Raw genomic sequence first — 26,260 nt, 5'->3', positions numbered from 1 at the left:
CCACTGCGCAGCCCGATCAATCCAGCCAGCGGAAGGTCAGGTTGACGCGCTCGCCGACCGGGCGGACAGTGCGCGGCAGCGCGTGCTGGTACAGCGCCTGGGTGCGCCCGCCCATCAGCAGCAGGTCGCCCGGCCCCAGCACCAGCTCGCGGCGCAGCGCGTGGTCGTCGCGGCGGCGGAAGGCGAACCGGCGCGGCGTGCCCAGGCTCAGCGAGGCGATCAGCGGCTCGGGCCCCAGTTCGCGTTCGTCGTCGCTGTGCCAGCCCATCGCATCCTGGCCGCCGCGGTAGCGGTTGAGCAGCACGCTGTTGAAGCGGCCGCCGGTGAAGGCCTGCAGCCGCGCGCGCAGGGCCTGCAGCGCCGGCAGCCACGGCTGCGGCACGAAGCGGGCACCGGAATAGCGGTAGGTCGCGTCCGGATCGCCGATCCAGCAGCTCAGCCGCGGCGAATCCACCCAGCGGCCGAACATGCGGATGCGGTGCACCTCCCACGGCACGCGCGCGCACAGGTCGCGGTACAGGTCCAGTGCCGCCGCCGGCGCCAGCCAGCCGCGGTGCCAGCGCACGTCCGCCTCGGGCAGCTCGATCCGCATGCGGGGACTATAGCCGCCCGGGTTCGATACGCCGGTGTACGGAAGATTGCCCTGCCCCGCACAAACCCCGAAAATGCCGGCAGCCATCGAGCCAACCGGGAGTGGAGCCAATGTCGGGAACCGAGGACACCGTCGAGCGCGACGTGATGGAGTACGACGTCGTCACCGTGGGCGCCGGCCCGGCGGGACTGGCGTTCGCCATCCGCCTCAAGCAGCTCGATCCCGACATCTCGGTGTGCGTCATCGAGAAGGCCAGCACCGTCGGTGCGCAGATCCTGTCCGGCGCGGTGATCGAGCCCGGCCCGCTGGACGCACTGCTGCCGGGCTGGCGCGACGCGCCGCCGCCGATCTGCGTGCCGGCCACCGAGGACGAGTTCTGGTACCTCACCCGCGACGGCGGCCACAAGTTCCCGATGATCCCGCCGGGCATGCACAACCACGGCAACTTCATCGTCAGCCTGGGCGCGATGTGCGCCTGGCTGGCCCCGCAGGCCGAGGCGCTGGGCGTGGAGATCTACCCCGGCTTCGCCGCCGCCGAGACCCTGCACGACGCCGACGGCAAGGTCGTGGGCGTGCGCATCGGCGACATGGGCGTGGCCAAGGACGGCTCGCACAAGCCCGGCTACACGCCCGGCATCGATATCCGCGCCAAGGTCACCGTGCTCGCCGAAGGCGCGCGCGGCCACCTGACCAAGCGCCTGGTCAAGCGCTTCGCCCTGGACGCGGGCAGCGACCCGCAGGCCTATTCCATCGGCATCAAGGAGCTGTGGCAGGTGCCCGAGGGCCGGGTGCAGCCGGGCAAGATCGTGCACAGCTTCGGCTGGCCGGCCGACAGCCACACCTACGGCGGCAGCTTCCTGTACCACCTGGACAAGGACCGCATCGCCCTGGGCTACGTCAGCGGCCTGGACTACCGCGACCCGGAATACAAGCCGTGGGAGGCCTTCCAGCAGTGGAAGAACCACCCGCTGGTCAAGTCGCTGCTGGAAGGCGGCTCGATCCTTTCGGCCGGCGCGCGCGCCATCGTCACCGGCGGCTGGCAGTGCCTGCCGAAGGTGGAGATGCCCGGCGCCCTGCTGATCGGCGACACCGCCGGCCTGCTCAACGTGCCCAAGGTCAAGGGCACCCACCAGGCGATCCGCAGCGGCATGCTCGCCGCCGAGCACCTGGTCGCCACCGGCCTGGCACCGGAAGGCTTCGACGCCCGCCTGCGCGACTCGGAGGTGGTGAGCGAGCTGCGCCAGGTCCGCAACGTCAAGCCGGGCTTCAAGAAGGGCCTGTGGTTCGGCCTGGCCAACGCCGCCTGGGAGACCCTGACCAAGGGCGCCTCGCCGTGGACGCTGAAGGTGACGCCGGACTGGTCGTCGCTGGACAGGGTCGGCGAACACGAGGAACCCCGGCGCGACTACGTGCAGCGCACCCTGCCCCCGCGCGACCGCCTGGCCGGCGTCTACTTCGCCGCCACCGAGCACGACGAGGACCAGCCGGTGCACCTGCACGTGCAGGATCCGTCGATCTGCGTGACCCGTTGCGCCGAGGAATACGACAATCCCTGCACCCGCTTCTGCCCGGCGGCGGTCTACGAGATCGTGGAGGATGCCGCCGCCGAACACGGCAAGCGCCTGCAGATCAACGCCGCCAACTGCGTGCACTGCAAGACCTGCGACATCAAGGACCCCTACCAGATCATCGACTGGGTGACGCCGGAGGGTGGTTCGGGGCCGAATTACCAGAACCTCTGAGCGCGAGTTGATGCCATCGCCCACGCATGCGCTCTACCTCGTCCTGCGCGCCGCATTCCGGCGCGTGCCCATGGGGGAAGGCATGCGCGATCGCCTGCGCAGCTGGTTCCTGCGTCGCAATGCGTCCTGGGTCCCCCCGCCCCCCAAGGGACGGACCGTGGAACGCGCCGCGCCGCGCCGCCCTTATGTGCGTAGCGATACGGCAGCCGTCGGCCACACGCCATACCGCCGTACACCGCTGCCGGAACCGATGCCGGCCACGCTGGTCGCGTTCTACCTGCCCCAGTTCCATGCCATCGCTGAAAACGACGCGTGGTGGGGAAAGGGATTCACCGAATGGCGCAATGTCACCCGGGCCCTGCCCCAGTTCGAAGGACATTGCCAACCCCGGCTGCCGGGCGACCTGGGCTTCTACGACCTGGGCGAGGGCTCCGGCACCTTGCGCGAACAGGCGCGCCTGGCCCGCGAATATGGAATCGGGGCCTTCTGTTTCTACTTCTACTGGTTTGCGGGCAAGACCCTGCTCGAGCGCCCACTGGAACGGTGGCGTGACGACCGGACGATCGATCTTCCCTATTGCCTGTGCTGGGCCAACGAGAACTGGGCGCGGCGCTGGGATGGACGCGACGACGACCTGCTCATCGAACAACAGCATGGCGCCGAGGACGACGAAGCCTTCATCGCCCATGTCGCCCCCTACCTGAGGGACGAACGCTACCTGCGCGTCGATGGCAAACCGGTATTGCTGGTGTATCGCCCGTTGCTGATGCCGGACCCGGCGACAACGGCTTCGCGCTGGCGCCAATGGTGCCACGACAACGGCATCGGTGATATCCATCTCGCCTATGTCCAGAGTTTCGAGCGTCCGGACCCGGCCGAGATCGGTTTCGACGCCGCGGTGGAATTCCCGCCCAACATGAGCTCGCCCGCGTCGATCGCCGCACGCCAGCGATTGATCAATCCCGAATTCCGGGGCGAGGTGCTGGACTGGCGGTCATTGGCGCTGCAGGCGGCCAGCCGGCCGTTGCCCGACTATCCGTTGTATCCCGGCGTCAATCCCGGCTGGGACAACGAACCGCGACGCCCCGGCAAGGGCCGGATCTATCTCCATGCATCACCGCGGGGTTATGGCGACTGGCTCTCGGCCACGCTCCACGGGCGACTCGCGCACCTCGCGCCCCGGCAGCGCATGGTTTTCATCAATGCCTGGAACGAATGGGCGGAAGGGGCCGTACTCGAACCCGATCGTCGCCTGGGACATGCATGGCTCGAACAGACCCGCAAGGCACTGCAACCGAGAACCGTGCATTCGTCGCCCCGTGTCGCCGCCATCGTCCATGCCTGGTACCTGGACATCCTTCCCGGCATCGCCAAGCGTCTGGAGGCATGCGCCATGCTGCGCGTGGTGGTCACCACGGCACCGCATCTCGCCGATCGGGTTCGCGCGATCATGGCCGGCCATGCGCTGGAGTGGGAAATCAGGCTGCACGAGAACCGCGGCCGCGATGTCCTGCCGTTCCTCCACGAGGCCGACCGGCTTTACGAGGAGGGAATCGACATCGTCCTGAAGCTCCACACCAAGAAGACCACGCATCGCACCGACGGCGAACAATGGGCAAACGACCTGCTGGACGGCTTGATCCCCGGCCACGGCCTGGACACCGTCACCGGCGTTTTCGCGACGAACAGGAATCTCGGCATATTGGCACCGGAGGGCCATCTGCTGCCCGTACACGAATACGTCGGCGCCAATTCAGACGTACTGGACTACCTGTCGGTACGGCTTGGCGTCGAGCCTCCCGGCAAAGATGCCATCTTCCCGGCAGGGAGCATGTTCTGGGCACGGCTTGAGGCGTTGCGCCCCTTGCTCGACGCCCACCTGTCCCCGGAGGAATTCGAACCGGAACACGGGCAGATCGACGGCACGCTCGCCCATGGCATCGAGCGGTTCATCGGAGGGATCGCCGCCGCAGCCGGCTTCGAGAGCGGCGACATGGAAGGCATTCCGCCGCGCGGTATCGAGGGCCGGCCATATCGCTATGCCCGGCGCTCGCCCTGAGCCTTACACCAATTCGACGCCCGTCCGCGAACGAAGGTCCTCTTCGCCCACGCCCGGCGCCAGCTCCACCAGCTTCAGGCCCTCCGGGGTCACGTCCAGCACCGCCAGGTCGGTGACGATGCGGTCGACCACGCCCACGCCGGTCAGCGGCAGCGTGCATTCGGGCAGGATCTTCGGGCTGCCGTCGCGGGCCACGTGCTCCATCAGCACGACCACGCGCTTGACGCCGGCCACCAGGTCCATCGCGCCGCCCATGCCCTTGACCATCTTGCCGGGCACCATCCAGTTGGCCAGGTCGCCGCGGTCGGTCACCTGCATCGCGCCGAGGATGGCCAGGTCGATGTGGCCGCCGCGGATCATCGCGAACGAATCGTGGCTGCCGAAATAGCTGGCCCCCGGCCGCGCGGTGACGGTCTGCTTGCCGGCGTTGATCAGGTCCGCGTCCACCTCGTCCTCGGCCGGGAACGGGCCGATGCCGAGCAGGCCGTTCTCCGACTGCAGCCATACGTCCACGCCCGCGGGGATGTGGTTGGCCACCAGCGTGGGCAGGCCGATGCCGAGGTTGACGTACATGCCGTCTTCCAGTTCGCGCGCGGCGCGGGCCGCCATCTGGTCGCGTGTCCAGGCCATCTCAGTTCTCCTGCGCACGCACGGTACGCTGCTCGATGCGCTTTTGCGGATGCGCGTTGACCACGATGCGATCCACGTAGATGCCCGGCAGGTGCACCTGGTCGGGATCGATGTCGCCCACCTCGACCAGTTCCTCCACCTCGGCGATGCAGGTCTTGCCGGCCATCGCGCAGGCCGGGTTGAAGTTGCGTGCGGTCTTGCGGAACACCAGGTTCCCGGCGGCATCGGCCTTCCACGCCTTGACCAGCGCCACGTCGGCCACCAGCGCGGTCTCCAGCACGTACTGGCGCCCGTCGAACTCGCGGGTCTCCTTGCCCTCGGCCACCACCGTGCCGTAGCCGGTGGCGGTGTAGAACGCCGGGATCCCGGCACCGCCGGCGCGCAGGCGCTCGGCCAGCGTGCCCTGCGGGTTGAATTCCAGCTCCAGCTCGCCGGAGAGGAACTGGCGCTCGAATTCCTTGTTCTCGCCCACATAGGACGAGATCATCTTGCGGATCTGCCGGGTCTCCAGCAGCAGGCCCAGGCCGAAGCCGTCCACGCCGGCGTTGTTGGAGATCACCGTCAGGTCCCTCACGCCCGAATCGCGCAGGGCCTCGATCAGGGCCTCGGGGATGCCGCACAGGCCGAAGCCGCCGACCGCCAGAACCTGGCCGTCGGCGACCACGCCGGCCAGGGCCTGCCTGGCGTCCGGTTGCAGCTTCGGACTGCGTTTCGTGGAAGACGCTGGATTCATCGCGATTGTCCCTGTTCGACAAGACAGGGCGATTCTAGCCGCCGGAGGCGCATGCGGCCCTTGGACTTTGGTTCACCCCCGCGCATGCCAAGCCGGTTTGCAGACCACTAGAATGGGCACACATTTCTCCAATGGACTGCCATGACCTTGCCCGCCTTCAAGGCCTACGACATCCGCGGCCGCGTGCCCGACGAGCTCAACGCCGACCTGGCGCGCCGCATCGGCGTGGCCCTGTCCGACCAGATCGGCCCCGGCGCCGTGGTCGTGGGCCACGACATCCGCCTGAGCAGCCCGGAACTGCAGCACGCGCTCACCGACGGCCTGCGCAGCGTCGGCCGGGAGGTCATCGACATCGGCCAGTGCGGGACCGAGGAGGTCTACTTCCAGACTGCGCACCTGAAGGCCGCCGGCGGCGCCATGGTCACGGCCAGCCACAACCCGATGGACTACAACGGCATGAAGCTGGTGCGCGAGCAGGCCAAGCCGATCAGCTCCGATACCGGCCTGTTCGCCATCTCCGATGCGGTGGAGGCCGACACTCGGCGGATCGGGCCGCCGACCGCTCCGGAGATCGAGCAGCACGACAAGTCCGCCTACATCGAGCACCTGCTCGGGTACGTGGACCTGGCTTCGCTCAAGCCGCTCAAGCTGGTCGTGAACCCGGGCAACGGCGGGGCCGGGCCGGTGGTCGACCTGCTGGCCAGGCACCTGCCGTTCGAGTTCGTGCGCCTGTTCGCCGAGCCGGACGGGCATTTCCCCAACGGCATTCCCAACCCGCTGCTGCCGGAGAACCGGGCCGCGACCTCGCAGGCCGTGCTGGAACACGGCGCGGACCTGGGTATCGCCTGGGACGGCGATTTCGACCGCTGCTTCTTCTTCGACCACGAAGGCAACTTCATCGAGGGCTATTACCTCGTGGGCCTGCTGGCGCAGTCGATCCTGGCCAAGCACCCCGGCGGCAAGATCGTGCACGACCCGCGGCTGGTGTGGAACACCGTGGAGATGGTCGAGCAGGCCGGCGGCGTGCCGGTGCTGTGCAAGAGCGGCCATGCCTTCATCAAGGAGAAGATGCGCCAAGTCGATGCCGTCTATGGCGGCGAGATGAGCGCGCACCATTATTTCAAGCATTTCTCCTACTGCGACTCCGGGATGATCCCGTGGCTGCTCATCGCCGAGCTGGTCAGCACCAGCGGCCGCTCGCTGGGCGACATGGTCGCCGACCGCATCGCGCGTTTCCCCTGCAGCGGCGAGATCAACTTCAAGGTCGCCGATGCCAAGGCCGCGGTGGCGCGGGTCATGGATCACTTCGCACCGCTTTCCCCTGCCCTCGACCATACCGACGGCGTGAGCGCGGACTTCGGCGACTGGCGCTTCAACCTGCGCAGCTCCAACACCGAGCCCCTGCTGCGGTTGAACGTCGAGTCGCGCGGCGACCGGGCACTGATGGAAACCCGGACGCGGCAAATCTCCGAACTCATCCAGAAATAAGACAAGGACATCATGAGCAAGCTCACGCCCGTCATCCTCTCCGGCGGCTCCGGCACGCGGCTGTGGCCGCTGTCGCGGGAAATGTACCCCAAGCAGTTCCTGCCGCTGGTCGGGGAGAAGACCATGCTGCAGGCCACCTGGCTGCGGGTCGCGCCGCTGGCCGGCACAGGGCCGATCGTGGTGGCCAACGAGGAACAGCGCTTCGTCGCCGCCGAACAGCTGGCGCTGGTAGGCGGGCACGCCTCGGCGATCCTGCTCGAGCCGGCCGGGCGCAACACCGCCCCGGCCATCGCCGTGGCCGCACTGGAGGCCACCCGCGACGGCGGTGATGCGCTGCTGCTGGTATTGCCCTCGGACCACGTGATCCGCGACGAGGCCGCCTTCCGCCAGGCGGTGGTGGTGGCCACCGCCGCGGCCGAGGCGGGCAAGCTGGTCACCTTCGGCATCGTGCCTACCCAGCCGGAAACCGGCTACGGCTACATCAAGGCCGCTGCCGGCGAAGGCGTACGCGCGGTGGAGCGCTTCGTCGAGAAGCCCGACCCGGCCACGGCGGAACGCTACGTGGCATCGGGCGAGTATTTCTGGAACAGCGGCATGTTCCTGTTCAAGGCCTCGCGCTATCTGCAGGAACTGGAGCAGTACCAGCCGGCCATGCTCGAGGCTTGCCGCCAGGCCTGGCAGAAGGCCAAGCGCGACCCGGACTTCGTGCGCCTGGACAAGGCCGCCTTCGCGGCCAGCCCGTCCGATTCGATCGACTACGCGGTGATGGAGAAGACCCACGACGCTACCGTGCTGCCGCTGGATGCCGGCTGGAGCGACGTCGGTTCCTGGTCGTCCCTGCGCGAGGTCTCGCCCATGGACGAGGCCGGCAACGCCCACCACGGCCAGGTAATCGCCATCGACTGCCACGACACCTATGCCTACGGCGACAAGCTGATCGCGATGATCGGCCTGGACGACGTGGTGGTGGTGGAGACCCCCGACGCGGTGCTGGTGGCCAAGGGCGAGCGCACCCAGGAAGTGAAGGACGTGGTGGCCCGGGTGAAGGCCGCCGGCCTGCCGCAGGCCACCTGGCACCGCAAGGTCTACCGACCGTGGGGCGCCTACGATTCCATCGACAACGGCGAGCGTTTCCAGGTCAAGCGCATCACGGTCAAGCCCGGCGGCACGCTGAGCCTGCAGATGCACCACCACCGCGCCGAGCACTGGATCGTGGTCAGCGGCACCGCCGAGGTCACTCGCGGCGACGAAGTGCTGCTGCTGACCGAGAACCAGAGCACCTACATCCCGCTGGGCGTGACCCATCGCCTGCGCAATCCCGGCAAGCTGCCGCTGGAGCTGATCGAGGTGCAGTCCGGCAGCTATCTGGGCGAGGACGACATCGTGCGCTTCGAGGATACCTACGGGCGGACCTGAGCCTCGTCTTTCTTTTCCGCTGCGGGGCGGGCACCCTCGGAAGGTGCCCAGGCCGCCCCGGACCTGATCCGGAGGCGGATCGGGAGACGCGCCGAACCTCACTCTCGTCATTTTGCGAACACGCCCCCTGTCCAGGGGAAACCTCCATTCGTCGCTCCCGCACAAGCGGGGCCTCCGGACGTTGCCGTGATCGGCACGAAAGTCCTTGGATTGGGGGCTGTTCGATTTGCGAAAGGCACTTTCCCTCGTTCGCGGGATGACGGAACAGAGGCGTGGAGTTCGGCACACAGGCCTCTATCCGGGTTCCGAGGCAGTCCAGGCACGCCGGGAAGCTCACGCGCCGGGCATTGACTGTCCGACGCCCGGAGGTTTCCTGGGCAGCAGTTGCACCCGATGGGAAATGACGAATCCCGCCTTCCCTGGCAAGGCAGCCGCACGTTTACGACGGATCGCCAGATCCGATGTCGCCTCGGCCAGCCCGCGCCGGCAACGGCGATGCCGGCACTCAGTCCCGCCGATCCATCCCGCCGATCACCCGCCTCAGCGCATCGCGCCAGTCCGGCAGTGCGATGCCGAAATCCTCGCGCAACCGGGTCGTATCGAGACAGGACCAGGCCGGCCGGCGCGCCGGCGTCGGATATTGCGCGGTCGTGATCGGCAGCACCGGCGGCGCCCTGGCCAGTACGCCCTGCGCCACGGCCTCGGCGAAGATCGCCTCGGCGAAGCCATGCCAGGTAGTCTGCCCCAGCGCGGTCAGGTGCCAGGTCCCGGAAAGGCCACGCGGATGCGCCAGCGCCCGGGCGGTGACGTCGGCGATCAATGCCGCCGGCGTCGGCGTGCCGACCTGGTCGGCCACCACCTTCAACTCCTCGCGCTCGGCGCCCAGGCGCAGCATGGTGCGCAGGAAGTTGCTGCCATGGCTGGCATACACCCACGCGGTGCGGAAGATCAGGTGGCGGCCACCGGCGGCGCGGATCGCCTGCTCGCCCGCCAGCTTGCTGGCCCCGTACACGCTCAGCGGCGCGGTCGCATCGTCCTCGCGATACGGATGCGTGCCCTGGCCGTCGAATACGTAGTCCGTGGAGTAGTGCACCAGCGGCACGTCGTGGCCGGCACACCACTGCGCGATGACGGCAGGGGCCTCGGCATTGGCGGCGAAGGCGGCCTCGGGCTCGGATTCGGCCTTGTCCACCGCCGTCCAGGCGGCGGCATTGACCACGGTCTTCGGCTGCAGGCGGTCGAGCAGGGCCGGCAGCGATGCCGGATCGGCGAAGTCGGCCACCTCGCAACGCGTGCCCTCGGGCAGCTGTCCCGAGCGGGTCGTGCTTGTCACCTCGCCCAGTGGCGCCAGCGCGCGCCGCAATTCCCGGCCGACCTGGCCATTGCCACCGAGGACCAGCACGCTCATGGCGTGTAGACCGGCAGGCGGTCCTCGGGCACGTCCTCCAGGAACGGCGAGACCGCGTCCTTCGCCGACAGCACCGGATCGCCGATGGGCCAGTCGACGCCGACGCTGGCATCGTTCCAGCGGATGCCGGCATCGGCCTCCTTCACGTAGACCTCGGTGCACAGGTAGCTGAACAATGCCCGCTCGGACAGCACGGCAAAACCGTGGGCGAATCCTTCCGGGATCCAGAACTGGCGCTTGTTCGCGGCACTGAGAATTACCCCGGTCCACCTGCCGAAGGTCGGCGAACCGCGGCGGATGTCAACGGCCACGTCGAACACTTCCCCTTCCAGCACGGTCACCAGCTTGCCCTGCGGCCGCGGCCACTGGTAGTGCAGCCCACGCAGCACGCCCCTGGAGGAGGACGAGACATTGCTCTGCACGAACCGATCCGGCAGCCCGAGCTCACCATAGCGCTGCGCGTTCCAGGTCTCGTAGAAGAACCCGCGCTCGTCACCGAACACGGCCGGTTCGACCACCACGCACCCGGGCAGCTCGGTCTGGACGATCTTCATCAGTGCACCACTCCTCGTTGGGCCAGCTGCATCAGGTAGCGGCCATATCCGTTCTTGGCCAGGGGTGCCGCCAGCCGCTGCAGCTGTTCGGCATCGACCCAGCCGTTGACAAAGGCGATCTCCTCCGGGCAGCACACCTGCAGGCCCTGGCGCTGCTGGATGGCGCCGATGAAGTTGGACGCGTCCAGCAGCGATTCGTGCGTGCCCGTGTCCAGCCAGGCATAGCCACGACCGAGCGTTTCCAGGTACAGCTCGCCTGCCTCCAGGTAACAGCGGTTGAGGTCGGTGATCTCCAGCTCGCCGCGCGGCGAAGGCTTCAGCCCGGCGGCGTAGTCCGCGGCCCGCCCATCGTAGAAATACAGGCCGGTCACCGCATAGTTCGAGCGCGGCTGCACCGGCTTTTCCTCGATGCCGACCACCTTGCCGCCGGCATCGAACTCGGCCACGCCATAGCGTTCCGGGTCGTTGACCCAGTAGCCGAACACGGTGGCGCCGTCGGTGCGCGCATCGGCACGCTTGAGGGTCTGGGTCAGGCCCACGCCATGGAAGATGTTGTCGCCCAGCACCAGGCAGCTGGGCTGGCCGGCGAGGAAGCCGCGGCCGATCAGGTAGGCCTGCGCCAAGCCATCCGGAGAAGGCTGGACGGCGTACTCGATCCGCATGCCCCACTGGCTGCCATCGCCCAGCAGGTGCTGGAACAGCGCCTGTTCGTGAGGCGTATTGATGACCAGCACCTCGCGGATGCCCGCCAGCATCAGCACGCTGAGCGGGTAGTAGATCATCGGCTTGTCGTACACCGGCAGCAGCTGCTTGCTGACGCCACGGGTGATCGGATACAGCCGGGTGCCGGAACCGCCGGCCAGGATGATGCCCTTGCGTCGTGTCATCGGGTATGTCCTTGAAGCATGCGGGAAGATTCGCACTCTCTCGTCATTCCCGCGATAGCGGGGATCCAGAGACGTCGCTTCCCGAGAATTGTGCGACGGCCTTGACGGAAGACACTGGAGGGTCAACCGTTCGACTGCTGAAGAAGCCTCGCACTTCCGCAGGAGTACGCCTCACGCCGCGGTGCCGATGCGCTCGAGCCGATAGCTGCCATCCAGCACCCGGTTCACCCAGTCCTGGTTGTTCAGGTACCAGTCCACCGTGGCGGCGATGCCCTGTTCGAATGTGTGCTTCGGCTCCCAGCCCAGTTCGTTCTTGAGCTTGGAGGCATCGATGGCATAGCGGCGATCATGGCCGGGCCGGTCGGCGACGAAGGTGATCTGGCTCGAACGCGGCTTGCCATCAGCGCGTGGGCGACGCTGGTCGAGCAGATCGCAGATGGCGCGTACCACCTCGATGTTCTGCCGCTCCGAATTGCCGCCGACATTGTAGGTCTCGCCCACGGCGCCCTTGGCCAGCACGGTACGGATCGCCTCGCAGTGATCGGCCACGTACAGCCAGTCGCGCACCTGCTTGCCGTCGCCGTAGACCGGCAGGGGCTCGCCAGTCAGCGCCTTGGCGATCACCAGCGGGATGAGCTTCTCGGGGAAGTGATAGGGGCCGTAGTTGTTGGAGCAGTTGGTGGTCAGCGTGGGCAGGCCGTAGGTATGGTGGAACGCCCGCACCAGGTGGTCGGAGGCGGCCTTGGAAGCCGAATACGGCGAGTTGGGGGCATACGGCGTGGTCTCGGTGAACTTGCCGGTCTCGCCCAGCGTGCCGTAGACCTCGTCGGTGGATACGTGCAGGAAGCGGAAGGCGTCCTTCGCCTCGCCCTGCAGGCCCTTCCAGTAATCGCGTACGGCCTCCAGCAGGCCCAGCGTACCGACCACGTTGGTCTGGATGAACGCACCCGGCCCATCGATGGAGCGATCCACATGGCTCTCGGCAGCGAAGTTGACCACGGCGTCGGGCCGATGCTCGGCAAGCAGGCGCGAGACAAGCGCGCGATCGCCGATATCGCCGTGCACGAACACATGGTCCGGATTGCCTTCAAGCGAAGCCAGCGTATCCAGGTTGCCGGCATAGGTCAGTACATCCAGATTTATCACGCGGATGCCCCGGGCGACCGCCTCCAGCACGAAATTACCGCCGATGAAACCGGCTCCGCCGGTCACGAGCCAGGTTGTCACTCTCGTCATCCCATGTCGTTCATATTGTCGATGCTGCATAATTGTGCCGAGCGGGTCTATGGTCCAGTCTAAGGGAAGGATCATGTCCCAATGACGCTATCAGGTCGCGTACGGGGACGGCCCAATCGGGTCCTGCCGACACTCGAGCATCCGGTCGCCAGTGCGCAAAAGGACGCTTACATCTGCTCCACGAAGCCGCTTGGTTACCGGGACCTGAGCGCACCACTACGGAAATAGTCTCCACCACCATGCCTTCGCCCGACTTCACCCCCGGCCACGCACTCTGCATCGACCTGGATGGGACATTGCTGCGAACGGATCTGCTTCACGAGTCCGTTCTCGCACTTCTCTCATGCAACCTGCTGTACGCGTTTCTTCTCCCGTTCTGGCTGCTGAAGGGCAAGGCAGGGTTCAAGCGTGAAATCGCGCGCAGGGTGGCGATTGCACCCGCGAGCCTGCCCTACGACGAGCGCATCGTCGATTTACTGCGCACCACGGCGCAGCGGCCACGCGTCCTGTGTACCGCCTCTGACCTGCTGCTCGCCGAGCCCATCGCCCGGTACCTGGGACTGTTCGATGAAGTCATCGCCAGCGACGGGCATACGAACCTGGGTGGCAGCGCGAAGGCCGCGGCGCTCGTGCAACGCTACGGCGAACGTGGATTCGATTATGCCGGCAATGCCCCCGTGGACCTGAAGGTATGGGCACATGCCAACGGGGCCATCGTGGTCGATGCTGCTGAAAGTCTTGCCCGCGATGCCGCCAGGACGGGCAGCCAAGTGAGGGCGCACCTGCCTCGATCCCGTCCCGGCCTGCGTGTCTGGGCTAAGGCGCTGCGCCTGCACCAGTGGCTGAAGAACCTTCTGGTGCTTGTCCCGCTGCTGGCCGCACACCGCTTTCTCGACCCCACCGCGATTTTGCTCGCCACCGGTTCCTTCGTGGCGTTCGGCCTGTGCGCATCGGGTACCTACCTGCTCAACGACCTGCTCGATCTCACCCCGGATCGCCTGCACCCGCGCAAGCGCAGACGCCCGTTCGCCGCTGGCACCCTGCCGATCAGGCATGGCTTGCTGGCGTTGCCACTGCTAGTGATGGCCGGCTTCGTGATCGCACTTGCCATCGGCCCGGGATTCGCATTGGCCCTGCTGGCGTATTGCGCGATGACACTGGGCTATTCCTTCAAGCTCAAGCGCATCGTCATGGTCGACGTGGTGATGCTGGCCGCGCTTTATACCGTCCGCATCGTCGCCGGTGCCGTGGCCATCAACCAGCCGCTGTCGTTCTGGCTATTGGCATTCTCGATGTTCATCTTCCTCAGCCTGGCTCTCCTCAAGCGCTATACCGAACTCGATTCGGCGCGCAACAGCGGCAAGGAGAAGGCTGCCGGCCGTGGCTACGGCACCGCCGACCTACCACTGCTGCAGTCGCTCGGTGCCGCCTCCGGCTACATTTCGGTGATGGTGCTGGCCCTGTACATCAACAGCCCGGAAAGCCTCAGGCTCTACTCGCGGCCGCAGGTATTATGGCTGCTGTGCCCGCTACTGCTGTACTGGGTCAGCCGTGCCTGGATCATCGCCCACCGTGGGCGCATGCACGACGACCCGGTGGTGTTCGCCGCCACGGATCACGGCAGCCAGATCATCGGCCTGCTGTTCGTGTTCGTCGCCCTGGTCGCGCTGTGAGCCGGGCAGAAGACGAATCCTGGGGCCGCTTCCCCCGAGGGGGCGACCAGCGCCACCTCTGGCTGCACGATCGCAATGCTGCGCTGTCGCGCCCCGATTCCGGCAGCATGCTCGTGCGCGGTAACGGCCGCAGCTACGGCGACAGTTGCCTCAACCCTGGCGGCACCCTGCTGCACGCACGGCCAATGGACCGCTTCATCGCCTTCGATCCCGGCAGCGGCCTGTTGCGCTGCGAATGCGGAGTGACCCTGTCAGAAGTCATCGACTTGGTGCTGCCCCAAGGCTGGTTCCTGCCGGTCACGCCGGGCACGCGTTTTGCCACCGTCGGCGGTGCCATCGCCAACGACGTGCACGGCAAGAACCATCACTCGATGGGCAACTTCGGCCATCACGTCCGCCGGATGGAACTGTTGCGCAGCGATGGCACGCGTCTGGAGCTTTCGCCGCAGGCCGACGATGACCGATTGTTTGCAGCCACTATCGGCGGGCTTGGCCTGACCGGGCTGATCACCTGGGCCGAAATCCAATTGCGACGCGTGCCCGGCCCCTGGCTGGAAAGCGAATCCATCCGCTTCGGCAATCTCGACGATTTCTTCACGTTGTCCGCCGAGTCGGCGCGTACCTGCGAATACACCGTGGCCTGGATCGACTGCCTAGCCAGCGGCAAGCGACTCGGCCGTGGCCATTTCCTGCGCAGCGACCATGCTGCCTCCATCGCCGAAGAATGTCCCCGGGTACGCGACTCGCACCGGGTGATGCCGTTCACTCCACCATTCTCGCTGGTCAATCCGCTCAGCCTGCGCGCCTTCAACACGCTGTACTACTGGCGCCAGCCCCGGCGATGCAAGCGCGCCATTTCTCACTACCAGTCGTACTTTTACCCGCTGGATGGCATTGGCCACTGGAACCGCATGTACGGCCCGCGCGGTTTCATGCAGCACCAGTGCGTGCTCCCGCCAGCAACCGCGCGTGAGGGCGTTGCCGCCCTGCTAAGGGAGATCGCCCACAGCGGACAAGGGTCGTTCCTTGCCGTGCTCAAGGAGTTCGGCACCATTGCCTCGATCGGGATGTTGTCGTTCCCGCGTCCGGGCACCACGCTGGCACTGGATTTTCCCAACGGCGGACCGGATGTATTCCGCCTGCTCGATCGGCTCGATGCCATCGTCGCCGAAGCCGGCGGGGCGATCTATCCGGCCAAGGATGCACGCATGTCCCCTGCTGTATTCCGTGGCGGCTATCCTCGCCTTCAGGAATTCTGCCAATACGTAGATCCCGCTTTTTCATCCGGCCTCTGGCGCCGGCTCACGGAGCACCCATGCAACGTATCCTGATCATCGGCGCAACGTCCGCAATCGCTGAAGCGGTGGCGCGTGGCTACGCCCGGCGCGCGGCTGCCCTGATGCTGGTTGGCCGCAATCCAGAACGCGTGCAAGTCATTGCCGATGACCTGGCCACACGCGGGGCACATGCCGTCCACGCCTGGGTCATGGACGTCAACGATACCGCCGCCCATGCAGGCATGTACGAGGCTGCGGTGCAGGCACTTGGTGGGATCGACGTCGTACTGATCGCGCATGGCACCCTGCCCGATCAGGCCGCCTGCAATACCTCGGTAGACCTCTCCCTGCGCGAATTCATGACCAATGGAACGTCCACCATTGCTTTGTGCGCGCTGCTGGCGGAGAAACTGGAACGCGGTGCCTCACTGGCCGTGATCTCATCGGTGGCCGGTGACCGCGGCCGTGCCAGCAACTACCTCTATGGAAGCGCCAAGGCCGCGGTCAGCACCTACCTGAGCGGTCTCGGCCAGCAGTTGCGACCGGCCGGCATCAATGTACTGACCATCAAGCCGGGCTTCGTCGATACCCCGATGACTGCCGCCTTCCGTAAGGGGCCGCTGTGGGCACGGCCCGAGACGGTGGCGCGGGGCATTATCCAAGGAGTGGAAAAGCGCAGGGCCGTCATCTACCTGCCTTGGTTCTGGTGGGGCATCATGCAAGTGATCAAGCACATCCCCGAGTCCATCTTTCGTAGGCTCAAGTTGTGAAACGGCTGACCCTTGCCGGGCTCTACGCCGCATTCGCCGTGTTCGCGACCTTGGTGAATATCGGGACTCAGTGGACAGCACTGCGCCTGTTGGGCGGTGCCACCTTTGCGGTGTATGTCGCGATGGCGGCCGGCACTGCCACCGGCCTGGTCGCAAAGTACGTTCTGGACAAGCGCTGGATCTTCCGCTTCGTCACGCGTAGCCGTTCGCATGACGTATCGCTGTTCGCCCTCTATGCCGTCATGGGCGGCGCGACCACCTTGATATTCTGGGGTACCGAACTGGCATTCAACCACCTGTTCGGAAGCGAAGCGATGCGCTATGTCGGGGCCGTCCTGGGCTTGGCTGTCGGCTATCTGACCAAGTACCACCTCGACAAGCGCTTCGTCTTCACGACTCCGGCGGTTTCGACGCGGGGACCGGGCTGACCGGCACTCCACCGTCATCGATGGCGGTGATCCCATCGAGACGGTCCAGTGCTTCCAGCCTGAGGTCGAGCCGGCTGCCCGATTCGTGCCAGTAGCGGAATTCCACCGGCTGTATCTCTTGATCCGGATTGATGGTGAAGCGCAGGACCAGGGGACCATTCCGGGTTACCGGCTGCTCGACGATGACCTTCTCTCCCACCGCGACATCCAGTACGCCGGCGTTGGGGGTTGCGGCCTTTTCCAGTCCATCCACGCGCCATCGCACCTGGTAGATGCCACGTTCCAGTTCAAGATAGGGCCCCCAGATAGCGAATCCCCGCGGCGCATTAGGTCCGATCCGGAACAGGCTCCCGTCGGCGTCCTCACGGACGACGCCCGGATCGGCGATGGACAAAGCCGGGCCCAGCAGCAGTGCTTGCCTCCAGGGAGCCGGAAGCGCTGCACCAGCCGGCATCCACGCACGCAGGAATGTGCCAGGGACGAGCCAGACGTGCCGGCCGTCCTCCAGTCGCGCGACCGCGGAAGTCATCTCGGCTTGGGCCAAGCCGCTGCCGGCGAAGAGCACTGGCTTGGAGCCATCAGGAGGACGCTCTGCCGATACCAGGGTATCCCTTGACGGGTTCCGATCCAGCAGCAGGCCCGCTACGGTCCGGTCCATCTGGAAGCCACCCGCGGGAACCTTCTCCAGAAAACGAGATAAGCCGACTTCGGTAGCCATGTCGCTTATACCGGGATCACGACGAAGGCTATCGTGGACGATCGTCGCCACGGTCATGGGCTTATCGATGACCATTCCCAGCGTGGAGGCCAGCGTGCACAGTACGAGCCCAGCGACCAGGCCTCGCTGACGCTCCATCGAGTCCTGGCCAAGGCGGTCGCGCCAAACGACCAGCGCAAACGGCACGAACATAGCGATGATGAACGGGAAGCCGATGTATACCGACAGCTCGGCCTTGGAGTCGGCCGCTGCCAGCAGATTGAATAGCAGCCAGGGCGCATAGGCCACCCACCCCACAAGTGGAATGCTTGAGCGGACCACCAACGCCAACGCCATCGACAACACCAACGGATACCAGATGAACCTGCAGTTCTGGAAGAAGTAGAACGCCCGCCGCAGCAATGTCCCCGGGGTCAGATGGGAGAAAGCGGGATTGCCTATGTACTGCGTCCGCAGAAGTCCCTGTGCATCGAAAAGCAGGTTCTGCACAACGATCGCCGCCACGCCCAGCACGAGCCCAAGAGCTGCCAGCCGCAACGCCATCCTGACATCGGACCGCGTCGGACCGGTATCACCGGCTCGCCAAGCGCGCAGCCAAAGCCAGGACGCCACCGAAAGGAAGCCCAAGGCTGCCTGCAAGCCGCCATCCTCGCGCACGCCGGCCGCCGCCGCGACGCAGACTAGGGCACTAGCCCGGTGGCCACTCGCCCAGGCGATCAACGCCAGGTTCACCAGGACGGGGATCATGATCTCGAAGTGCGGATATGCCCAGCACATCAGGACTTGGCCACTGAATGTCGTGGCCAGCAGCATCGCCAGGCAGAGCCCCATCGAGCTGGCCATCTGGCGCCGGGTGGCCGTGCGGCGCAACCAGTAAACGCCGAACCCGCACGGTGCCAGGACCATGGCGGCATACATCGCCCCCTGAGTAAGCTGGTACCAGCGCACCGTCCCCATGTCCGTCGCCACGCTCAACATCGAAAGCAGGCTGATCAGGGGAGAAACATGGATATCGAAGAAGCTATGCGAGACCTGGATGGCGTCCGGATTGGCGGGGACCAGTCCGGCATGATAGGCAATTGAGGCCAACCAACTCGCATCCAGCAGGTAGGGGCCTCGCGAATAGAAGTGGTTCCATATGAAGTTGGACTGGAAGACGCCGGCCATCGCGCCACAAGCGAGCGCCAGCGCGAACCAGCCCCAGCAGGCGATCCGCCTGTCGCACGCCAGGTTCACCGTGCGCCTCCCTTGGCTGTCCTTTCCAGGATCGTCAGCAGTCCTGCCGCCGCATCCCGCCATGCGAAGCCCTCGACCCGCTCACGCGCGCGTGCAGCAAGCTGTTCTCGCAGTTCGGTGGCTCCAGCGATTTCCAGCATCGCCTCCACCCACTGCTCCGCATCATGCGGGTCGGCGAACAGTGCACACCCCTCCAATGTTTCGGTCATGGCCGGCCTGCGGCTGCAAATACTGGGTGTTCCCAACAGTGCTGCCTCCAACGGAGGCAAGCCGAATCCTTCGTACAGGCTGGGAAATACCATCGCAAGTGCGCCAGCGACCAGCAGTCCCGCCTGGTCGTCGGGAAGACGCCCGGCAAACACCAGCCGGTCCACAATCCCCAGTTCTTCGGCCAAGGGCAGGCACGCACCGTTATCGCCGATTAGCACCAGCGTCAGGTGGGAACAACGCGGATCTGCCAATGCCCTCAGCACGACTTGCAGGTTCTTGTGCTGATCGAACGAGCCCAGATACGCAAAATACGGCTCCGCAGGAATTCCCGGCGCACCAGGCACTTGCGCTACCGGCAACCGCGTGACGCCGTTGTAGACCACGTCGACATGGCCATCGATGCCCAGCAGGCGGGTTATATCCTTCGCGCTGGAATAGCTGATCGTCACGATCCTGTCTGCCTGTCGCGCGATGCGCGCATAGCGGCCCGACCACTCCTGCACGATCTCCTCGGGGAATTCTTGCTGGAAGAGCAGGGGAATGACGTCATGGACCATGACCACGCTGGGGTGGGGAAGGACCTCCGGGCACCAGTGGATGGACGAGTAGAAGTACACGATCCGTCCATCCTGCCTCCCCGGCGTGGACGATGCCTCGAGCCTGCGCAAGGCGTCGAGCTGTTCGCGGCTGACGCGACCGATACCACGATTGTCCCGCAGCGGTCCACGCGCGAACCGGACCTTCAGCCCGCCCAAACACAGGTCCTCGAACTCGTCGTCGGATGCCTCCACCGCGACGTCGCGATGCACCTGCGCCACGCCGACGTCCGCTTTCAGGGAATGTCTCAAGCCCAATTTTGGCATGGCTACCCCGGGTTTGCGTCCGATCAGTCCGAGGGCAAAGCGCTTGATCCAGCGCACCGGCGCCGTGATGCGCCAGGACGTGCTCGCGTGCAAGGCATCGCGTTCGCGCTGGAGGTGGTTGCAATAGGCCTCAAGCGATTGAATCTGATCGCCAGCGCGGGAAAGATCGAGTCGGCTGCCCTGCAAGGCGGACTCCTGCTTGGCGATGCGTTCCGCCTGCTGCAAGCGGACCTGGTCGTTTGCCGCCAGCGCCTGCTGCAGCGCCTCGATCTGTTCGCGGGCCTCGCGTGCGGTTCCGGACTGTCCCTCAAGCATTCTTTCCAACGACTCGACGCGCTCGACCTGCGAACGGGATTGCGCCAGTTCCGCATGGGCCTGTGCGAGCCTCCCCTGAAGCCCGGCAACCATGCGCCCGGCCTCACGCCCCGTCTCACGGGCCGCCATCACGCGCCCTTCGGCCAGTTGCAGCATACGCTCGGCCTCCTCAAGCCTGCCGGACAGGCGATCGACATCATGGGCCAAACCATCCCGCTGTTCGCGCATCGCGCCACACCAGACCGCAAGCATCTCGATCTGCCGCAATGCGCGAACCGACGACGACTCCTTCCCATCTCCGGCGGTCGCCGTCCCCCCGGTTCGTGCGCACAAATCTTCGATCGCCAGGGTCAATGCATCCAGCTCACCCGCTGTCTCGCCCAGCGCCTGCCGCAGATCCTCCACGAATACCTGATTCGCGCGACGGCTGAAACTGAAGCCATCGAACACATTCGGCGGACAGTCGATATGGTCCGCCAGCTCCGGATGAGCATCGGAAACGTAATACCGGTTGAGACCGTCGAAATAGCAGAACCTGTATCCCTTCGCCAGCAACAGAGGTTCCCATTGGTCATGGGATTTTTCCTGGCTCAGCGGCAGCGTGCTCTCGACCACGACCACCCAGGGCCGCACCGGGGAATCGTACCAACCCTCCAGAACGTCACATTCGGCGCCTTCCACGTCGATCTTCATCCAGTGCACCTGGTCGAAGGCCAGCTGACCGAAAAGTGCATCCAGTGTGATGACCGGCACGAGCCGTTCAACCGCGGCAAACCCTTCTGATTTGTGCCGCTCCGCAATATCCTCATCCAAGGTGGACAGGCCGGTATCGGGAAATTCATAGAAGCTCAGCAGACCATCTTCCCGGCCAAGCGCGGCGTTGACCAGCAGTTCGTCCGGCCGATCCTGGCCGATCAGCGTCGCATACTGCTGCGTCGGTTCCACGTGCACCCCGCGCCAACCACGCTCGTAGAAGGCCCGGCTGACCGAATCCACTACGGGGTGCTGCGCTCCCACATCGATGTAATGCCCGTCTTGGATGGAGCCAAGAGCGCGCCAGAGGATCACATCTTCGAAGTTCTGGGCGTATGAAATGAACATCTTGGCCACCTCAGCCATTGCCGGCAGCATCAATGCGGAACTCCGCATGCATGAAGCTGCTGCCGATGAAGAAATCCTTGTCGGCATTGACCACGTCGAAGACCAGCGCATTGTCGGTCCACTCATAGTTGTGCTCGAGATGCGTGTCCGAACTCACCAGTGCTGGCGAAAACGAATACGATCCCGGCCCCAAGGTGCAATCGAAGGCCAGCACGAACCGGACATGTGAACTGGCCGCCACTCCCTTCAGCGTCTGTCGTGTGTGCCAGGTGTTAGAACCCCACACGATGTGACCCAGCCGGTCTCGCAGCATGAAGCCCAACACCAATTCCGGAACATCGCTTTCCACCTGGACTTCGGCGACGAGCTCCAGCGCCTGACCCACCCGGGCAAGCCGGATCTCCTCGCCGCTAGTCGCATCGCGCAGGGACAACCCGGTCACCCTCGCTTCGCCCGTCCCACTGCGCGTGAACAGCCAACCGTCCTTCTCGCGGCGCTGCTCCACGGTGAGACTCGAGTTTTCCTTGGCAGCCATCAGCGCGTTGTAGTAATCGGCCACCTCGTCCGGAGCGCCGTCCTTGATAACCGAACCGGCCGACAGGAGGACAGCTCGGTCGCAAAGCGTGCGCACGTCGTCCATGCTGTGACTGACGAACAACAGCGTGGTTCCCTCTTCGCGGAATCGTCGCATCCTGCTGAAGCTCTTGTGCTGGAAATAGCTGTCGCCCACGCTGAGAGCCTCGTCGACGATGAGGATGTCCGGGCGAATCGCGGTGGCCACGGCGAAGGCCACGCGCATCTGCATGCCACTGGAATACGTGCGTACCGGCTGGTCGAAATAGTCGCCGATCTCGGCGAAGGCCTCGATCTCTGGCATCACCTGTTGCATCTGCTCCTCGCCATGGCCCATCAGGCCACCGGCGTGCATCGCGTTCTGGCGCCCGGTCATCTCCTGGTTGAAACCCATGCCGAGCTCCAGGATCGCCGCGATCCGGCCATGGTGGACAGCCTGGCCCTCAGTCGGCATCGTGGTTCCCGTGATCACCTTGAGCAAGGTGCTCTTGCCCGATCCGTTCTGGCCGATGATGGCCAAAGCTTGCCCGCGCTCCACCGAGAACGATACATCGCGGAGCACCCAATGCTCTTCCCGCGGGTGAATCGGCAACCCCATCCAGGAACAGAACCGGCGCCACTCCCCACCCCAGTTCCGGTAAGCCTTCCCGAGATGCCTGACTTCGATGGCCGCGCTCACAGTACATCCACCATTTCGACCACCGCCTTGCGGAACAGAAACAGTGCGAATGACATGATCAGTAGCGAAACGACACACAGGTCGGCCAGGCTGGACAGCGGCGGCGGTGTATTGAATACGAGCACGTTCTGGTAACCGGTCACCAGCGGGTACAGCGGATTGAGCTTGAAATAGTGTTGCAGCCGCTCCGGCAGAATGGAAAGCATGTAGACAACAGGGGTCAGCCAGAACAGGGCCTGCATCACCACGGGTACCACCTGTCCCGTATCGCGAATGAATACATTCAAGGTAGCCAGCAGCAATCCGATAGAACAGGCAAACAGAAGATTGACTGCCACCAGCAACGGCAGCCACAGGACCTGTATGCCCGGCATATGTCCCAGCAATGCGAACACCAAGAATACGGCAGCGATCAGGAGTAGGTTGTTCACCAGCACATAGCCGGCCGAAATGACCGGCAAGCAGATCCTCGGGAAGGCCATCTTCTTCATCAACCCGGCGTTATCCACGAACAAGGTGACGAAGCGGGTGATCACATCGTTGAACAGGTTCCAGGCAATCGTTCCGGACATCAGGTAGAGGGCATACGCATACTTGTTGTCGATACCCGGAAGCTTGGCAGACAGAATCTCCGAAAGGATCAACGAAAAGATCAACACCTGCGCCAGCGGGTGGATGATCATCCACAGGCCGCCCAGCTTGCTGCGAACAAAGCGCAGCCGCAGCTCGTTCCTGATGGAGGACAGAATGAAGAATCGGTAGGTCCAGATTGCGGTCAGCATGAGCAGGAGCCGTCGTTGCCGTGGAGGGGGCCGGCGGATGCCGGGACGCTGAGCCGCCACAGACGCTCGTGCACGACCGCGGCGACTGCTGCATCGCCGAGCCGGGCCTGAACCGCCTGGCGCCCCCCTTCTCCGATGCAGCGTGCAAATTCGGGATCATCGACCAGGCGCCTCATCCACGAGGCCGCCTGGTCGATATCCGGTTCGGCCCAGGTAGCGCCCTGGGCATGCGGGTACTGGCCCGGCTGCACCGGCACCCGGGTACAGCCAACCAGGCACGCGCTCGATCCATCCATGTAATCGAGATTGCCCGACCATGCCGTGGCCACCACGGGCTTCCCCCGTGCCATCATTTCGGCCATTCCGAGACCAAAGCCTTCTGCCCGGTGCAGGGACACGTAGGCGTCGGCGCGCCACTGTAGGGCCTCGAAACGGGGCGCGTCGAGCACCTGGTCACGCAGAATCACCCGGGCGTCGCCATCGCGCTGCACGAACAGTGGTGCGAGCTGCCCGCGATCCGGAGCGCCGTTGCTGCTCTTGACAAGCAGCTGGACATCATCGCGCCCCCTCGGGAAAGCCTGCTGAAACGCCTGGATCACTGCGGCAGGATTCTTGCGGGCAACCCCGGAACTCACGTCGAACGTGAACAGGAAAGTGAAAGCCCGCGGATCCAGGTCGAAGGCAGAACGATCGTCAAGGTGGCGAATGCCCCCGGTCCCGACCGGATGAGGCACCACCACAACCGGCTTGCGGGTTGCCTGCCGGACGACATCGGCCACGAACGTCGATGCGACCCATATCTCGTCCACCCGATCCACCGCCCAGCGCCATGCTGGAGGCATCACATCCAGTTCCCAGAACCACAACCCGATCCGGTATGTACCGCCTGCCAGCGGCAATTCGTCCAAGTGATCCGGGTTCACGACCACGAGGTCCACTAATGGCCGATCACCTTCGATATCACCCAGATCTGCTGCTGCATCCTGGTGCGAGGTCGGGATGCCGGCGTCGACAGCATGGACACGATATCCCGCACGTGCCAAGGCCGCGGCATAAAGCCGCGCACTCTGGCCCAGACCGAACTGTTTGCGGAAGAAGCCGTGCACGGCCACGACCGGCGCCCCGTCAGGATTCCGGGGGCAGGGAACGCGCCATGGAAGAGGCGAATGTCCGGCGGGCGGCAATTTTCGAAACGACAGCTCGCGCCGCGCCCGGGCCTGGTCCAGCCGCCGTGCCACGGCGCGTGGATAACGTAGCAGGTCAAGCATCAACGGCGACCCGCAGGCTCGGCCACGATCGGGTCGTCCTGCGTGGCCAAGTGGGACAACGCCACGGCAAGGTCCGCCTTCAGATCACCCGTGTCTTCCACTCCCACGCTCAACCGCACTAAAGCATCCGAGATGCCCAGCTTCTCGCGCCGCTCTATGGGCACTGATGCATGCGTCATCACCGCCGGGTGATTGACCAGGCTTTCCACGCCGCCGAGCGACTCGGCCAGCGTGAACAGCTCGGTGCGCTCGCAGAAGCGCTTGGCGGCCTCGAAGCCGCCCTTGAGGACGATGGAGACGATGCCACCGAAGCCCTGCATCTGCCGCTTGGCAAGTTCATGCTGCGGGTGCGAGGCCAGCCCCGGGTAGATCACCTTCTCCACTGCCGGGTGCTGTTCCAGCCACTGCGCCAGCGCCATCGCGTTCTCGCAATGAGCGCGCATACGCAGCGGCAAGGTCTTCAGGCCACGCAGGGCGAGGAAGCTGTCGAACGGGCCCTGGATGGCGCCGACCGAGTTCTGCAGGAACGCCAGCCGGTCGGCCAGCTCCGCATCGTCACCGACCACGGCGATGCCGCCGACCATGTCCGAGTGGCCGTTGAGGTACTTGGTGGCCGAGTGCACGACGATGTCCGCGCCCAGCTGCAGCGGGCGCTGCAGCATCGGCGAGGCGAAGGTGTTGTCCACCACGACCAGCAGGCCGTGGCGGTGGGCGATGGCGGCGATCGCGGCGATATCCACGATCTTGAGCATCGGGTTGGTGGGCGTCTCGATCCACACCATCTTCGTCGCAGGCCGGATCGCGGCCTCGAAGGCGGCGGGATCGGTGAGGTCGACAAAGCTGAAATCCAGTCCCGCGCTGCGCCGGCGCACGCGCTCGAACAGGCGGAAGCTGCCGCCGTACAGGTCGTCCATGGCGATGACGTGGTCGCCGCTGTCGAGCAGTTCGACCACCGTGGAGGTGGCGGCCATGCCCGAGGCGAAGGCGAAGCCGCGGCTGCCGCCTTCCAGTGTCGCCACGCAGCGCTCGTAGGCGAAGCGGGTCGGGTTCTGGGTGCGCGAGTACTCGAATCCCTGGTGCTCGCCCGGGCTGGACTGGGCATAGGTCGAGGTGGCGTAGATCGGGGGCATCACCGCCCCGGTGCTCGGATCAGGCGACTGGCCGCCGTGGATCGCCAGGGTCGCAAGCGCGAGCGCGCGCTCGCCGTCCTGGCTGCGATTGCTTGGGTCCGACATGGATGCTTCCGTCTGGTACGACCGGGGATTCTAGCAACGTTGACACTGAACCCCCGCTCCTACCCCTCCCTGCAACTGAACGACATGAGGCAACACCGGGCCTGGACATCCTTACGACGCGTCGCCCGGCGTACCCGCACGCTGACGGCACGCGGCGACGCAGGCCATCGTGCCTGCCCGGGGCCGGACACGGCGATGGGCCCGCGCAGGCGTCGTGGCACAGCCTACGGCTGCGGTGGCACCTGGTGTGCGCCCCCGATCACGATTGTCGTGGCATCCGGGGGCATGGCCGCGGCCTGCGGCCGTGGAGTCGGGCGCGTGGCCTCGACCCACGTGCGATGGATGTCGGGAGCCTGGCCCGGCCGTCGGCCCGCGCGGCCAATGCCG

21 protein-coding genes are annotated in these 26,260 nt (G+C 65.6%); 8 read left to right on the top strand and 13 right to left on the bottom strand.

Annotated features, from left to right (window positions below; translation table 11 throughout):
• Positions 1-16: 16 nt before the first annotated feature.
• Positions 17-592 carry an alpha-ketoglutarate-dependent dioxygenase AlkB family protein gene (locus BN3794_RS03965; RefSeq protein ID WP_066093711.1) on the bottom strand — a complete coding sequence of 192 codons (576 nt, stop codon included), beginning with the start codon at positions 590-592 and terminating at the stop codon, positions 17-19.
• Between the two features lie 110 nt (positions 593-702).
• On the opposite strand from BN3794_RS03965, the gene BN3794_RS03960 reads away from it, so the two are divergent.
• Together BN3794_RS03960 and BN3794_RS03955 are read left to right on the top strand one after the other, a co-directional pair.
• A complete protein-coding gene (locus BN3794_RS03960; protein WP_066093708.1) occupies positions 703-2,334 on the top strand; it encodes an electron transfer flavoprotein-ubiquinone oxidoreductase in 1,632 nt (543 codons plus the stop codon).
• A 10-nt stretch (positions 2,335-2,344) separates the two neighbouring features.
• Positions 2,345-4,393, top strand: coding sequence for a glycoside hydrolase family 99-like domain-containing protein (locus BN3794_RS03955; protein WP_066093706.1), 2,049 nt, complete (start codon positions 2,345-2,347; stop codon positions 4,391-4,393).
• 3 nt (positions 4,394-4,396) lie between these two features.
• Here BN3794_RS03955 and BN3794_RS03950 read toward each other — a convergent pair whose 3' ends face one another.
• Both BN3794_RS03950 and BN3794_RS03945 read right to left on the bottom strand, forming a co-directional pair.
• Entirely contained in the window at positions 4,397-5,023 is a 627-nt protein-coding gene (locus BN3794_RS03950; protein ID WP_066093704.1) for a CoA transferase subunit B, read from the bottom strand.
• A 1-nt stretch (position 5,024) separates the two neighbouring features.
• Entirely contained in the window at positions 5,025-5,756 is a 732-nt protein-coding gene (locus tag BN3794_RS03945) for a CoA transferase subunit A (RefSeq protein ID WP_066093701.1), read from the bottom strand.
• Between the two features lie 141 nt (positions 5,757-5,897).
• Between BN3794_RS03945 and BN3794_RS03940 the strand changes: the two genes are divergently transcribed.
• Together BN3794_RS03940 and BN3794_RS03935 are read left to right on the top strand one after the other, a co-directional pair.
• Positions 5,898-7,244: a phosphohexomutase domain-containing protein gene (locus BN3794_RS03940; RefSeq protein ID WP_066093698.1), complete on the top strand. Its 1,347-nt coding sequence runs from the start codon at positions 5,898-5,900 to the stop codon at positions 7,242-7,244.
• A gap of 12 nt (positions 7,245-7,256) precedes the next feature.
• A complete protein-coding gene (locus BN3794_RS03935; protein ID WP_066093695.1) occupies positions 7,257-8,660 on the top strand; it encodes a mannose-1-phosphate guanylyltransferase/mannose-6-phosphate isomerase in 1,404 nt (467 codons plus the stop codon).
• Positions 8,661-9,165: 505 nt separating this feature from the next.
• On the opposite strand, the gene rfbD is transcribed toward BN3794_RS03935, so the two are convergent.
• The 4 genes from rfbD to rfbB form a co-directional block, all read right to left on the bottom strand.
• Positions 9,166-10,068 (bottom strand): dTDP-4-dehydrorhamnose reductase, encoded by a 903-nt coding sequence (gene rfbD / locus BN3794_RS03930; RefSeq protein ID WP_066093692.1) that lies wholly within the window; start codon positions 10,066-10,068, stop codon positions 9,166-9,168.
• A complete protein-coding gene (gene rfbC / locus BN3794_RS03925) occupies positions 10,065-10,622 on the bottom strand; it encodes a dTDP-4-dehydrorhamnose 3,5-epimerase (protein WP_066093690.1) in 558 nt (185 codons plus the stop codon). The genes rfbD and rfbC overlap by 4 nt, the downstream gene beginning before the upstream one ends.
• Positions 10,622-11,509: a glucose-1-phosphate thymidylyltransferase RfbA gene (rfbA, locus tag BN3794_RS03920; protein ID WP_066093688.1), complete on the bottom strand. Its 888-nt coding sequence runs from the start codon at positions 11,507-11,509 to the stop codon at positions 10,622-10,624. Before rfbA ends, rfbC begins: the two co-directional genes overlap by 1 nt.
• A gap of 171 nt (positions 11,510-11,680) precedes the next feature.
• Positions 11,681-12,736, bottom strand: coding sequence for a dTDP-glucose 4,6-dehydratase (rfbB, locus tag BN3794_RS03915; RefSeq protein ID WP_066093685.1), 1,056 nt, complete (start codon positions 12,734-12,736; stop codon positions 11,681-11,683).
• Between the two features lie 287 nt (positions 12,737-13,023).
• On the opposite strand from rfbB, the gene BN3794_RS03910 reads away from it, so the two are divergent.
• From BN3794_RS03910 to BN3794_RS03895, 4 genes are read left to right on the top strand one after another with little or no spacing between them, the layout of a single operon-like run.
• The gene (locus tag BN3794_RS03910) at positions 13,024-14,418 is read left to right on the top strand and encodes a UbiA family prenyltransferase (RefSeq protein ID WP_066096947.1); all 1,395 of its coding nucleotides are present in this window, start codon (positions 13,024-13,026) and stop codon (positions 14,416-14,418) included.
• Entirely contained in the window at positions 14,415-15,749 is a 1,335-nt protein-coding gene (locus BN3794_RS03905; protein ID WP_066093683.1) for an FAD-binding oxidoreductase, read from the top strand. The genes BN3794_RS03910 and BN3794_RS03905 overlap by 4 nt, the downstream gene beginning before the upstream one ends.
• The gene (locus BN3794_RS03900; RefSeq protein ID WP_066093680.1) at positions 15,734-16,465 is read left to right on the top strand and encodes an SDR family oxidoreductase; all 732 of its coding nucleotides are present in this window, start codon (positions 15,734-15,736) and stop codon (positions 16,463-16,465) included. Before BN3794_RS03905 ends, BN3794_RS03900 begins: the two co-directional genes overlap by 16 nt.
• Complete coding sequence (locus BN3794_RS03895) at positions 16,462-16,893, top strand: GtrA family protein (RefSeq protein WP_201455256.1); 432 nt, start codon at positions 16,462-16,464, stop codon at positions 16,891-16,893. The genes BN3794_RS03900 and BN3794_RS03895 overlap by 4 nt, the downstream gene beginning before the upstream one ends.
• Here the strand turns inward: BN3794_RS03895 and BN3794_RS03890 are convergent.
• From BN3794_RS03890 to BN3794_RS03865, 6 genes are read right to left on the bottom strand one after another with little or no spacing between them, the layout of a single operon-like run.
• A complete protein-coding gene (locus tag BN3794_RS03890; RefSeq protein ID WP_066093677.1) occupies positions 16,856-18,847 on the bottom strand; it encodes a hypothetical protein in 1,992 nt (663 codons plus the stop codon). The genes BN3794_RS03895 and BN3794_RS03890 overlap by 38 nt on opposite strands.
• On the bottom strand, positions 18,844-21,366 hold the full coding sequence (locus BN3794_RS15775; protein ID WP_078059584.1) for an FkbM family methyltransferase: 2,523 nt from the start codon (positions 21,364-21,366) through the stop codon (positions 18,844-18,846). The genes BN3794_RS03890 and BN3794_RS15775 overlap by 4 nt, the downstream gene beginning before the upstream one ends.
• Positions 21,347-22,588, bottom strand: a complete 1,242-nt coding sequence (locus BN3794_RS03880) for an ABC transporter ATP-binding protein (protein ID WP_066093673.1) — start codon at positions 22,586-22,588, stop codon at positions 21,347-21,349. The genes BN3794_RS15775 and BN3794_RS03880 overlap by 20 nt, the downstream gene beginning before the upstream one ends.
• The gene (locus tag BN3794_RS03875; RefSeq protein WP_066093669.1) at positions 22,585-23,370 is read right to left on the bottom strand and encodes an ABC transporter permease; all 786 of its coding nucleotides are present in this window, start codon (positions 23,368-23,370) and stop codon (positions 22,585-22,587) included. The genes BN3794_RS03880 and BN3794_RS03875 overlap by 4 nt, the downstream gene beginning before the upstream one ends.
• Positions 23,364-24,638 carry a glycosyltransferase gene (locus BN3794_RS03870; protein ID WP_078059583.1) on the bottom strand — a complete coding sequence of 425 codons (1,275 nt, stop codon included), beginning with the start codon at positions 24,636-24,638 and terminating at the stop codon, positions 23,364-23,366. Before BN3794_RS03870 ends, BN3794_RS03875 begins: the two co-directional genes overlap by 7 nt.
• Positions 24,638-25,873 (bottom strand): cystathionine gamma-synthase, encoded by a 1,236-nt coding sequence (locus BN3794_RS03865; protein WP_066093661.1) that lies wholly within the window; start codon positions 25,871-25,873, stop codon positions 24,638-24,640. Before BN3794_RS03865 ends, BN3794_RS03870 begins: the two co-directional genes overlap by 1 nt.
• Between the last annotated feature and the right edge of the window lie 387 nt (positions 25,874-26,260).

The organism is Xanthomonas massiliensis (assembly GCF_900018785.1).
In the GTDB taxonomy this organism is placed as follows: domain Bacteria; phylum Pseudomonadota; class Gammaproteobacteria; order Xanthomonadales; family Xanthomonadaceae; genus Xanthomonas_B; species Xanthomonas_B massiliensis.
This window is presented reverse-complemented; position numbering and strand designations above follow the sequence as displayed.